The sequence below is a fragment of the Arenibacter sp. P308M17 genome, assembly GCF_003426735.1.
GTDB lineage: Bacteria > Bacteroidota > Bacteroidia > Flavobacteriales > Flavobacteriaceae > Arenibacter.
The window spans coordinates 507,428-520,390 of the sequence record NZ_QVON01000003.1 but is presented as its reverse complement, the minus strand read 5'-3'; the positions used below and the strand labels follow the sequence as shown (position 1 = coordinate 520,390).

Here is a 12,963-nt window from a genome sequence, read left to right as displayed (position 1 = left end):
GGATTAAAGACTAAAAGCTGTAGACGGATAACTGTAGACTGATTAAGGTACTTCAATTTCGTTTACGATCTTATTTATTATTTCTTCCGAAGTAATGTTTTCTGCCTCTGCCTCGTAGGTTATGCCAACCCTATGGCGCAAAACGTCATGGATCACAGCCCTTACATCTTCAGGAACAACATAACCCCGTCTTTTTATAAAGGCATAGCATTTGGCCGCTACCGCTAAATTGATACTACCCCTTGGCGAAGCTCCGAAACTGATCAAGGGTTTTAGGTTTTCTAAATTATATTTTTCAGGATATCGGGTGGCAAATACAATATCGAGAATATATTTCTCAATTTTTTCGTCCATATACACATCCCTTACCGCCTTTTGGGCACTGAGAATCTGATTAACGCTAACCACGGGTTTTACCTCTTCATAGGCGCCCTTAAGGTTTTGCCTAATTATTAATTGCTCCTCGCTGAGCTTGGGGTAATCAATAACGGTCTTCAACATAAAACGATCCACCTGGGCCTCCGGTAAGGGGTAAGTTCCTTCTTGTTCCACCGGGTTTTGGGTGGCCATTACCAGAAAGGGCTTGTCCAGAATAAAGGTTTCATCACCTATGGTAACCTGTTTTTCCTGCATGGCTTCCAAAAGGGCGGATTGCACCTTTGCGGGAGCACGGTTAATTTCATCCGCTAGGACAAAATTGGCGAATATGGGACCTTTCTTAATTGAAAAATCGTTCAATTTCATATTGTAGATCATGGTACCAACAACGTCTGCCGGTAGAAGATCGGGAGTGAACTGAATTCTACTAAAGCTTCCCTGTACCGCTTTTGCCAAGGTGTTTATCGCCAAGGTTTTGGCCAAACCCGGGACACCCTCCAGAAGAATATGGCCCTGCCCCAAAAGTCCAATGAGCAATCGTTCCACCATATGTTTTTGTCCAACGATTACTTTGTTCATCTCTAAAATAAGTAGGTCGATAAAAGCACTCTCCCGGGCAATTTTCTCATTCACGGCACTAATGTCTACCGAAGTATTTTCTTCCATAAAATCCTTTATTTTGTTTTGTTTACAGTGGTTTACTCCAAAAGTGGATGCAAATTGAAAATTTATTTAGTTATTGGCTGTTAATGTATGGTTAAAAGTTAAGCAATGGGTCCAGTTTTGTGAACTATTTAAGGGAATTATTCATAATTTCACAAACATATGAAAAATAAAACATCTTATTTCAAAATCCTTGCAGTTACAATTATTTCTGGCATTTGGATAATAAATTTTCTGTTGCGAAAGGATCCAGTGTTCGGTCAACGTTTAAACGACAGGTAAGGAATGATGGATCGTGAGTTGGGTCAAGGCGCAAAAAACGGGCATAGCCGTAGCTACGGAACTGTTTTTTAACGTAGGCCATGTGAAAAAGAACAAGACTTGGGATGGCTAAAGTAGGGTTGACAGGACACTAGGTTAATGGGATGTTCCTGGACATAGGGAATACCACTTTTTATTGGGCTGATATTTATGGTTCATTTGGCAATGAATCGGCTTGCCCAATGGTCTTTTCCACGGATAGATATCCAGGTGTAAAACTTAGTTTTTAAGCGGTTGCCATGAAGGCCCTAGTTGGCAGAATGGTTTTTCTCCCTTGGATGCGATCATAGGGAAATATAAAAGCGGACCAACGGTATTGTAATAAAATAAAGTATAGTTTATGAGTATTAGCAATAATGGGAAACCAACGGCATTTATAACTGGGGCTACAAGCGGAATAGGACTCGCAACTGCCAAACTCTTTGCCTCTAATAGGATTAATTTGGTGATTTGCGGCAGGCGAAAAAAGCGTTTGAACGAACTTAAAAAGGAGCTTTCCAGACATACCAGGGTTTTCGTTTTGGAATTTGATGTCCGGGATAAAGAGGCCGTTTTTGGGGCTATCGCTTCCCTTCCTGAGGAGTTTTCCAATATTGATATTCTGATCAATAATGCGGGCAATGCCCATGGTCTTGATTCCATAGAGGATGGAGATCTGGATGATTGGGAAGCTATGTTGGACATTAACGTCAAGGGCATTTTATATGTTTCCAAAGCCATAATGCCAAAAATGATCAAAAATAAATCGGGACATATCATAAATATCGGTTCTATTGCCGGGAAGGAGGTTTATCCCATGGGGAATGTGTACTGCGCCAGTAAATATGCCGTGGATGCCATAAACCAAGGGATGAGGATAGATTTAAATAAATACGGAATTCGCGTTGGGGCCATTAATCCGGGACTGGTTGAAACCGAATTCAGCAAAGTCCGCTTTAAAGGAGATAATGGTAGGGCAGAGGCTACCTACGAGGGGTATAAGCCATTGCAAGCGGAGGATATTGCAGAGGTCATTTATTTTATGGTTACCAGGCCCTCCCATGTCAATATTGCGGATTTATTAATTTTGCCTACGGCACAGGCCAGTGCTACGATTGTTAACAAGAAAATATGATCAATAAGCGCCTGCTCGTAAAAAACCTATTGGCCCATAATGATGAAAATAGCTTTTATGATAAAAAGCGCTTTATAGATATTGGACAGCGGGAGGGGAAGGCTAAATTTTTAAAACATGTCTGTGCCCTTGCCAATAGCAACCCCCAAAACAATTCCTTTATCGTTATTGGGGTAGAGGATGGGGACAATGAAATTATAGGGGTCGATTTTTTTGATGACAGCAAGATTCAAAATTTAGTGAATGCCTATTTGGACAACCCTCCACGGATTACTTATGAAAACATTCCATTTCCGCATTTGCCCATGGGCAAGGTGGTTGGGTTGGTCACTATAAAATCCAATGGGAAGGTTTGTTCCTTGAGAAAGAATATTTGGAAGTATTATGGGGGATCGGTATTTTTTAGGGATGGCAGTATAAGTATGCCAAAGGCCTATGGAATTGAATTGACGGACGTAAATTCGGATGTGGTGGCAACCATTGAAAAGCATGCCAAAAACAACATTGAACTTACTTTGGACGGGGTGATCGATTTTTTAAACGAAAGGCATAAGGATCTTAGCAGTAACTATAAGGTCTTTAAAGAGCAATTTGTGGTATGTTGGGCAGGGCATCAGAAAAAAGTAAAAAATGAAACGTATTATTCCCGTGTCGACATTGAGTTGATCAATGAACAAGTGAAGTTGTTTTTTTCGGAATTCGATGAAATTACCATAGCTTATGATGAAAATTCCTTTACTACCATAGAATTTGTACAGCTGGGGTTAAGTAACCAGCAAAAATACTATCCGTTGGAAAAGGTAGTCATTACGTTTTTGGATAACGGTACCTATACCATTCAAAGCGATTTAATTTTTGAACCTCCTTTATATGATAAAAAAACACTGCACCATATTTACAACGCCAATGTGGCCGTGTTGAGGAAAATTGAAAAGGAAATTCCTTTGGCCCCAAACGAGGAAAAGGATTTGGAACTGTTGTCCGATACTTTTTTAATTTGTTATGTCAATGGCTTCGAGGAGGCCAAGGATATTATGGAAAACGCCAAGCCAGCTATGAAGAAATATAGTCTCCCGGTGTACCAATCCATAAAGGAATCCCTGCGTATCATTAGAAAGATGAAGTATAATTAGAGGTTGCTTATCACAGCATTTACAACCGATCTATTTGTTCTTGGGTAGGTAAGGATTCAATGGCCCCATAGTTCAGGGTGGTAATAGCTCCGGCCTTATTGGCATCCTGAACCATTTTTTCCAATAATTCGGAATTGCCAAGAAGGGCGTCTATATCGGGGACAAGCGAAATTTGTTTTAATAGGCATCCAATAAAGGCATCTCCGGCACCTGTTGTATCAATTGGTTTTATCTTAATACTGGGAATTATTTTTTGTATGGATGGGGTGCTTAAGTAGGTGCCTTCCCCCCCTAGGGTAACGGTAATTATTTTTGTTCCCAATTGGTGTAGAAAGGCACATGCCCCTTCCAAATCATCCTTTCCGGAAAGTAACCGGGCCTCCTCCAAACTAAATTTGCACAAATGGGCCTTCTCTATGTAAGGGATGCATTTCTGCACAAAGAGGGTTTCGGTTCCTTTCCACAGATCGGTCCTAAAATTAGGGTCGAAACACACGAAACTTTTTTGGGATATGGCTTCTTTGAAATAGCGGGAATAGGCCACTTCCAAACTACCGCCCAGGAAGGAGGTTGCGGCCCCAAAATGTACGATCTGGTCCTTGAACAGATTTTTTAGTCCTGTGTCATGTGTAAGTTCCTTGTCTGCCCCCCGGCTAAAAACAAAATCGCGTTCCCCGTCCTCTGCCAGGGAAACAAAGGCAAGGGTAGTGAAAGTATCGGACCGCTGTGCGAGGGATACGTCTACTTGTCCTTGGGTTAAGGTATTGATCAGAAAAGTGCCAAAGGGATCTTTGCCTACGCAACCAATGAAAAAACTTTTGCCCCCGAGTTTGGCTATTGCCGAGGCCACATTGGCCGGGGCACCTCCTGCCTTTTTTGTGAAATTATGGGCCCTTGCCAGATTGCTGCCCTGTTTTTCCGCTACAAAATCTATTAGTAATTCCCCGATACAGAAAACGTTTTTCATTCTTTGATCTCAATTGATAAATCTAAAATAGACAGAAATATGCAGTTATACTAAAATCGCCCCCAATTGCATGCATTTGGGGGCGTAACTTTTAGGATTATATGGTTCCATGGCCCGAATAAAAATGGGTTATCCGCATTTGGACGAACCACAGTCCTTGCAGGTTAGGCATCCTTCCTGGTAGATCAGGTTTTTGGAATTGCAGGAATCACATTTTTGCCCCTTGGCCTCCGTGCCATCTGCCACATACCGCTTAAGTGCCCTGGCAACCCCGTTTTTCCAAGTGTTGATAGATTCGCTGTCCAGTTGTAGGCTATTGATAAGGTCTACCACCTTTTCAATGGGCATGCCGTGCCTAAGGGTACTGGAAATCAATTTGGCATAGTTCCAATATTCCGGATTAAATTTATGGGATAGTCCTTCTATGGTTGTTTTGTAACCCCTTTTGTTCTTGTATTGAAAATCATATCGGGAGGAACCGTCCTCGTTTCTACTTTTAATAATTGTTCCGTTATTTACCCATCTAGGGATTAATATACCGTCCTCGTCATCTGCCATTCCGGTGAAAATCTCATAAGGTTGGTCGTTTATCAGGCCAATAAAAGCAATCCATTTTTCTTTGTTATTTTGAAGTCGCACCACATCGGCCTCTAAAATTTGGGGACGTTTTGTGGGGAAATGGGTGAGGGACCCCTCACTTTCCGATTTTTTTGATTCGTTGGAAATCAATACCCCGGACCTGGAACCATCCCGGTAAACGGTTACACCCTTGCAACCGACTTTCCATGCTTCCAAATAGAGTTTTCCTACCAATTCTTCGGACACATCGTTAGGGAGGTTTATGGTGACACTTATGGAATGGTCTACCCATTTTTGAACGGCACCCTGTAGACGCACTTTGCTCAACCAATCCACATCATTGGAAGTAGCCTTGTAGTATGGGGAACTCTCCACGATTTTCTGTAACTCCTCTTGGGAATAATTTTTTTCGGTATCCATTCCTTGGGTAGTCATCCATTGTTTGAATTTATGATGGAAAACCAAATATTCTTCCCAAGAATCCCCCACTTCATCTACAAAATCGATACGGACATCCTTGTCGTTCGGATTCACCTTTCTGCGGCGTTTGTATACGGGCAGGAAAACCGGTTCTATGCCAGATGTGGTTTGGGTCATTAAACTTGTAGTACCCGTTGGGGCAATGGTCAATAGCGCAATATTTCTTCGGCCGTATTCCAACATTTCGAAATACAATTTTTCATCGGCTTCCTTCAGTCTCATGATAAAGGGGTTGTGTCTCTCCCTTTTAGCATCAAAGATTTGAAACGCCCCTCTATCTTTAGCGGTATGTACCGAGGCCCTATAGGCTTCAAGGGCAATGGTCTTGTGCACTTCAATGGAAAATTGGTTGGCATCCTCATCTCCATAGCGGAGACCAAGTGCTGCGAGCATATCTCCCTCGGCCGTAATACCTATTCCAGTTCGCCTTCCCTGTTGGGCCTTTTCTTTAATTTTGGTCCATAAATGATATTCCACGGCCTTGGTTTCTTCCAATTCAGGATCCGCTTTTATTTTTTTTAGAATCGCATCCACTTTCTCCAATTCCAGGTCGATAATATCGTCCATAATTCGCTGGGCCACTGCAATATGTTCTTTAAAGAGTTTAAAATTAAAGGAAGCCTTATCTGTAAAGGGCCGATCTACATAGGAGAAGAGATTAATGGCCAGCAGGCGACAGGAATCATAAGGGCATAGGGGAATTTCACCACAGGGATTGGTAGATACGGTGTTATAGCCCAGATCTGAATAACAATCCGGTACGGATTCCTTTATAATGGTATCCCAGAATAAAATACCCGGCTCTGCCGATTGCCAGGCGTTATGCACTATCTTGTCCCATAGTTTTTGGGCATCAATGGTTTTGGAAACCTTGGGATCGTGGCTTTGGACAGGAAATTTTTGAGTGTAAGGCTGTCCGCTTTCAACGGCCCTCATAAAATCATCGTCCATTCTAACGGAAACATTGGCTCCCGTTACCTTGCCCTGTTCCATTTTGGCGTCTATAAAATCTTCCGCATCCGGATGGTTTATGGAGACCGATAACATTAATGCCCCCCTTCTGCCATCTTGGGCTACTTCCCTGGTAGTATTGGAATACCGTTCCATAAATGGCACTAGGCCGGTTGAGGTTAAGGCCGAATTTTTTACCGGAGACCCCTTGGGGCGTATATGTGATAGGTCATGGCCAACACCACCGCGGCGCTTCATGAGTTGTACCTGTTCCTGATCTATTTTCATGATTCCCCCGTATGAATCAGATTGTCCTTCATTGCCTATTACAAAACAATTGGAGAGGGATGCAATTTGAAAAGGGTTGCCAATGCCCGCCATGGGGCTGCCTTGGGGAACGATGTATTTAAAATCTTTGATCAGTTCAAAAATTTGTTCTTCCTTGAGCGGATTTGGATATTTAAGTTCAATTCTGGAAATCTCCTTAGCTATTCTGTGGTGCATATGGTCCGGGGTCAACTCGTAAATATTCCCGTCGGAATCCTTAAGGGCGTATTTGTTTACCCAAACCCTGGCCGCAAGGTCATCTCCTTTAAAATATTTTAGTGAGGCATTATAGGCTTCTTCCTGACTATACGTCTTTTGTGGTCCTTGGGCTATTTTTGTTGGCATATAATGATTTTTAAGGGTTGTAGTTAAATTGGTATAAAGAACAAAAGTATTAAAAAAAGTATAAAGAAAAATATGATAATTATCATAAAAGTTTGCAATAAAAATTGTTTAAATAATTTATAATCAATTTATTATATAATTTTTTTTAGTTAAAAGTGAACAAATAAATTAAACTTTTTTTAGAGTTTTTTTCCAAAGTCCTTCTTTTGGATAAAGTTACTGCTTCGGATCTCGGAATTTGTTCTATAAACGTTGGTTGTCTAAATTGGGGATAAGGAGGGGGGCAGTGAAATCCTTTTTTTTGCCAAAGTCCAAATGCCAACTGCAACTACTTACCGCCAACTTATTATCCAGGGATTATTGGGTTTGTACATGAATTATACAGGGATTTCCATTTTTGGCTCTTTTGGTCATGGTTATTAAAGTGGTATTCGCGATTTTTGCCAAATGAGAACATTGGTAATCGGAGACCTTCATTCGGGCTTAAAGGCCCTGAAACAAGTTTTGACAAGGGCAAATGTAAGTCCCAAGGACCATCTTATATTTTTGGGGGATTATGTGGATGGGTGGAGTGATGCTGTAAATACCGTAAATTTTTTAATGGAACTAAGGCTAACGCACAAATGTAAGTTCATTAGGGGAAATCACGATGAACTTTGTAATGACTGGTTGAAAAGTGGGGAGCATAATCCCATTTGGTTGCAACACGGAGGGAGTGCTACCCAGGATTCTTATCGATTGGTGGGCGATGAATTAAAGGAAGCCCACATTCAATTTTACGATAATTTGGAGAATTATATTCTAGATACTGAAAATCGCTTGTTTATCCACGCAGGATTTACTAACTTAAGGGGTGTGGGCCACGAGTATTTTACCAAAACCTATTATTGGGATAGGACCCTTTGGGAATTGGCATTGTCCTTAGATCCTTCACTGACCAAAGAAGATGATTTTTACCCACAAAGGTTATTACATTACAAGGAGATTTTTATTGGTCATACTCCGGTAACAAGGATTGGGAGGACCACTCCGAAGAATGCAGCCAATATTTGGAATGTAGACACAGGGGCGGCATTTAGAGGACCATTGACGATCATGGACGTTGAATCCAAGCAATATTGGCAAAGTGATCCGGTATATTTGTTTTATCCTTCCGAAATGGGAAGAAACTAAATTTTACTGTCCATAGGGACAGATTATCAAGATTATTAAGGATATTTACATAAAATTTGAAGAATGTCTAATAAGAACGTTAGAATAGAAGTAATGAAGTCCATTGAAGGTAAGGTGGATGGTTTTATAGACCAGTACCTTATTCCGATTCAAGATATTTGGCAACCCACGGATTTTTTACCGGATACCCAAAGTGAAGGCTTTATGGACCATGTAAATCAGATACGCGAGGAAGCCAAGGAATTGGGGTACGATCTGTGGGTCACCCTGGTAGCCGATACCATTACCGAGGAGGCCCTCCCTACCTATGAATCTTGGCTAATGGATGTAGAAGGGATAGATCAACACGGTGAAAACAAGAATGGATGGTCTAAATGGGTGCGTCATTGGACTGCGGAAGAAAATAGGCATGGCGATGTGCTGAACAAATACCTTTATTTGGCCGGCAGGGTCAATATGCGGGAAATGGAAATTACCACCCAGTATTTAATTGCCGATGGTTTCGATATAGGAACGGATAGGGATCCCTATAAAAACTTCGTATATACCTCTTTTCAAGAGTTGGCCACCAATATTTCGCACAAAAGGGTGGGTCAAATGTGCAAAAAGGGGGGCAATACGCTTCTTGGAAAAATGTGTACCATTATTGCAGGGGACGAGATGCGCCATCATTTGGCCTATAGGGAGTTTGTTAAGGTGATTTTTGAAAACGATCCTAGTCAGATGATGTTGGCTTTTGCAGACATGATGAAGAAAAAAATTGTAATGCCGGCCCATTTCCTAAGGGAGTCGGGCGGTAGTATTGGGACCGCGTTTGAAAACTTTTCCAATTGTGCCCAAAGATTGGGGGTTTATACCGCTCAGGACTATATAGAAATATTGAAAAAATTAAATAGTTATTGGGAATTGGATAGTATTAGAAGCCTTAATGATGATGCTGAAAGGGCAAGGGACTATTTAATGAAGTTGCCCGATAGATTGGAACGAATCGCCAGCAGGATGAAATTCCCGGAAGACAACTATAGGTTCAAATGGGTTGAAGCCAACGGAAGAATGGGCTAGAAGATATTGCCAATTGGCATGAATACTCCACTTAAGAACATATAGGGGGTATTTTAAAGTTATTTTTCTTGGCAGCAATGGATTGCTGAGGTAGTGGTATAATGAAATATGCATTAATACATTTTTTGTTCCAACCCTTCTTGGGGAATTATATAGGAAATTGTAAAGACTATAATTTGCCTCTTTTGTGCTCTTCCTGCCATTTGTACAAATCTTTCCATTTGCCCTCGTAGGCCATTTTTGCCTGCATTGGCCAGGATGCCGGATCGTGAATTTTATAAGGGGCACCTCCACTGTCCAATACCTCCTGACATTTGGCAACGGCAGTTTCGGATAGATCTTTCCAAGTTTTAATGTTATAAGAATTGAATAGTTGCTGAATTTTTGGTCCTATTCCTTCAACGATCTTTAGGTCGTCCCGTTTAACAGTTCTCCCAAGCGCGGCTTTTGCTGCCTGCGCATTAAAGGGAAGTAGGGCTTCTTCTGCGGCTATTGGGGCCATGGGCCTGTCAGGTACAATTAGCTCCACTTTTTGGGAGAGTTGTTTTTTACAGGCGGCCAAATCTGTTTCCAGCCTTGCATTTTTGTCCTTTAAGGTATTTACTTCTGAAGTATGGTCTATTGGGGAATTCTTGCTTTTGCCGATCAAGTAGCCAAATAGGGCACAGACAATACCCACAACTGCGGGTATGAACCAGCACCAAATACTAAGGTTTTCCATTTGCTTTATTGTTTAGGGTCAGTTGTTTTGATCAAGGTTCAGATAGTCGTTTTTTCTCTCTACCAGCTTTCTATTTTTAGCTACATCCCTAGTTTTGGTGGTGCAGGTATTGCAGAGCAAGGGGTAAAATAGGTTCCAACATTAATGGCAACAACATTACCCAATAAATGGGTTGTGTTTTAGACATTTGGAATAGCTGTAAGGGTTTGTCTAAATGTATTAAAAATTTCCATAAGTGTTAAAAAAATGTCATTAAACCTTCCCTTTCAAATAGTTGGCAAAAAATGCCCTAAAGGAAGCTTAAAGGAAGCTTATATTTCTTTCGATAAAATTTAGACAATAATCGTAAATGGCCCGTTTTAAGAATTGTTTCAAGCGCGTATTTCAAAAATTTTGGAAAACGGGATGTACATTGGAATTGACCGGTAACTTCAAAATGTGCCAATTATACACATTTTATTACCATCCATATATTTTTGCTTTTAAATGTGGAAGCAAATATAGACTTTAGCATAGATAATAGAATTAAAAAGACCTAATTTCTCCCGACTAGGTTCCGGCATTGGAATAGGTCTTTTTCAACATAATTATTTGAGTTAATTAGGTTAAACCCGCAGCTTTTTCTAATGGACCTATTCGGGGGGAGGGGAAATTTTCAATTGGCTACGGGTTTTTATTTTTGAATATTCGAATATGAATTTTTTGTCTTGGAGTACCTAATACCTATTCTTCGGGATGTAATTTAGTTGGTTGGTTTAAAACCCGCTACGTATTGGAAGCAAACCGGTACCTAGTGGGTTTTTGCGTAAGGGTGTAACTTTAAAGGTCGAACTTAATACCTTGTGCCAAAGGCAATTCCGTGGTGTAGTTGATAGTGTTCGTCTGTCTTCGCATATAGATTTTCCATGCATCCGAACCGGATTCGCGACCGCCACCTGTTTCTTTTTCACCTCCAAAGGCTCCTCCGATCTCTGCTCCTGAAGTTCCAATGTTGACATTGGCTATTCCGCAATCGCTGCCCTGGGCAGATAAAAAACGTTCTGCTTCCCGCAGATTATTGGTCATTATTGCAGAGGATAGTCCCTGGACTACTCCATTTTGTAGGGCAATGGCATTTTCTAAGTCTCCGGAATATTTTAAGAGGTATAATATTGGGGCAAATGTCTCCTGTTGTACCATCTCATAAGTATTGTTTGCCTCGGCAATGGCGGGCTTCACATAGCATCCACTCTCATATCCTTTCCCCTGCAGCACTCCGCCTTCAACAATTAGCTTACCTCCTTCTTCCACCACTTTTTTAAGCGCCCGTTGGTACATACTTACGGCATCGGTATCTATTAAAGGGCCTACATGGTTCTTTTGATCCAATGGATTCCCTATTCTCAACTGATTGTAGGCGGTTACAATGGCCTCTTTTACCTTTTCATAAATGCTGTCGTGCACAATTAATCTTCGGGTAGAGGTACAGCGCTGGCCTGCTGTGCCAACGGCCCCAAAAACAGCTCCAATGACGGTCATTTTAATATCTGCATCAGGGGTTACGATAATTGCATTGTTTCCTCCAAGTTCCAAGAGCGATTTTCCTAGTCGGGCGGCCACAGCTTGGGCCACCGTCTTGCCCATACGAATGGATCCAGTAGCGGATACTAATGGCACCCTTTTGTCATGCGTCATAAATTCACCTACCTTATAATCGCCATTGATCAAACAGGAGATACCTTCGGGAAGATTATTTTCTTTAAGAACTGTTGCCACTATGTTTTGGCAGGCCAGACCACACAGGGGTGTTTTTTCACTTGGCTTCCAAACGCAGACATCTCCCGATATCCATGCCAAGGCCGTATTCCAGGCCCATACGGCTACAGGGAAATTAAAGGCCGAGATTATGCCAACTACCCCCAGAGGATGATATTGTTCGTACATTCTATGCCCGGGTCTTTCGGAGTGCATGGTAAGTCCGTGCAATTGCCTTGATAGTCCTAGGGCGAAATCACATATATCAATCATTTCCTGCACCTCTCCCAAACCTTCTTGATACGATTTTCCCATTTCATAGGAAACCAATATTCCCAAGGGTTCCTTGAGTTCACGAAGTTTATCGCCAAATTGTCGCACAATTTCCCCCCGTTGGGGTGCCGGTTTGGTTCTCCAAATTTTAAATGCATTGGTGGCCACATCCATTACCGTTTCATAATCCTTTTTGGAGGTGGACCTTACCTTGCCGATTAGAGCACCATCTACCGGGGAATATGAGCTTAACTCCCCGCCCGATGCAAAATTATTCAACCCTGTGGATGTTCCGTTATTTATAGTTTGTATACCTAATTTTTTTAAGGCTTCATGGATTCCAAATTCTTGTGCAATTTTTGACATTTATAACTTTTTTATAGGTAATTGTTATATTAATTCAAATTTACAAATTAATGTACAGCCCAAGGCATTACCAACTATAAAAGTTTTACAACCGGATTCGGCTTTAGGTTATTGAAAGTAATTTAAGAAACTCTTTAAATTTTGTTTTTGGAATATTTTATAGTGTATTCCTGCCTGCCGGCTGGCAGGTTTTCGTCAAGCGAAGGTATTTTATGGTGCATAGCCATAGCTACGGACCGAAAAATAACTGAATCAGGGTAGGACCGAACGTTTAGAAAACAGCTGGTGGCTGTTTTTAGCGAAGTGGCCAGCTGGCGAAAGGGCAACTAAAAGAACCAAGGGATAAAACTTAAACAGTTTTTAAGATTGGAGGATG

9 protein-coding genes are annotated in these 12,963 nt (G+C 41.4%); 4 read left to right on the top strand and 5 right to left on the bottom strand.

What is annotated here, in order from left to right:
- Positions 1–42: 42 nt before the first annotated feature.
- Complete coding sequence (locus tag D0S24_RS10145; protein ID WP_117019752.1) at positions 43–1,044, bottom strand: MoxR family ATPase; 1,002 nt, start codon at positions 1,042–1,044, stop codon at positions 43–45.
- A gap of 658 nt (positions 1,045–1,702) precedes the next feature.
- Between D0S24_RS10145 and D0S24_RS10140 the strand changes: the two genes are divergently transcribed.
- Positions 1,703–2,476: an SDR family NAD(P)-dependent oxidoreductase gene (locus D0S24_RS10140; protein WP_117019751.1), complete on the top strand. Its 774-nt coding sequence runs from the start codon at positions 1,703–1,705 to the stop codon at positions 2,474–2,476.
- On the top strand, positions 2,473–3,609 hold the full coding sequence (locus D0S24_RS10135; RefSeq protein ID WP_117019750.1) for an ATP-binding protein: 1,137 nt from the start codon (positions 2,473–2,475) through the stop codon (positions 3,607–3,609). The genes D0S24_RS10140 and D0S24_RS10135 overlap by 4 nt, the downstream gene beginning before the upstream one ends.
- A 19-nt stretch (positions 3,610–3,628) precedes the next feature.
- Here the strand turns inward: D0S24_RS10135 and D0S24_RS10130 are convergent, their stop codons facing one another.
- A complete protein-coding gene (locus D0S24_RS10130; RefSeq protein WP_117019749.1) occupies positions 3,629–4,576 on the bottom strand; it encodes a carbohydrate kinase in 948 nt (315 codons plus the stop codon).
- Between the two features lie 129 nt (positions 4,577–4,705).
- Complete coding sequence (locus tag D0S24_RS10125) at positions 4,706–7,258, bottom strand: adenosylcobalamin-dependent ribonucleoside-diphosphate reductase (RefSeq protein WP_117019748.1); 2,553 nt, start codon at positions 7,256–7,258, stop codon at positions 4,706–4,708.
- 447 nt (positions 7,259–7,705) lie between these two features.
- Here D0S24_RS10125 and D0S24_RS10120 point away from each other — a divergent pair, with 447 nt between their 5' ends.
- The gene (locus D0S24_RS10120; protein ID WP_117019747.1) at positions 7,706–8,431 is read left to right on the top strand and encodes a metallophosphoesterase; all 726 of its coding nucleotides are present in this window, start codon (positions 7,706–7,708) and stop codon (positions 8,429–8,431) included.
- A gap of 63 nt (positions 8,432–8,494) precedes the next feature.
- A complete protein-coding gene (locus tag D0S24_RS10115; RefSeq protein WP_117019746.1) occupies positions 8,495–9,493 on the top strand; it encodes an acyl-ACP desaturase in 999 nt (332 codons plus the stop codon).
- Between the two features lie 169 nt (positions 9,494–9,662).
- Here the strand turns inward: D0S24_RS10115 and D0S24_RS10110 are convergent, their stop codons facing one another.
- The gene (locus D0S24_RS10110; RefSeq protein ID WP_117019745.1) at positions 9,663–10,214 is read right to left on the bottom strand and encodes a hypothetical protein; all 552 of its coding nucleotides are present in this window, start codon (positions 10,212–10,214) and stop codon (positions 9,663–9,665) included.
- A gap of 819 nt (positions 10,215–11,033) precedes the next feature.
- A complete protein-coding gene (locus D0S24_RS10105; RefSeq protein WP_117019744.1) occupies positions 11,034–12,587 on the bottom strand; it encodes an aldehyde dehydrogenase family protein in 1,554 nt (517 codons plus the stop codon).
- Positions 12,588–12,963 lie beyond the last annotated feature (376 nt).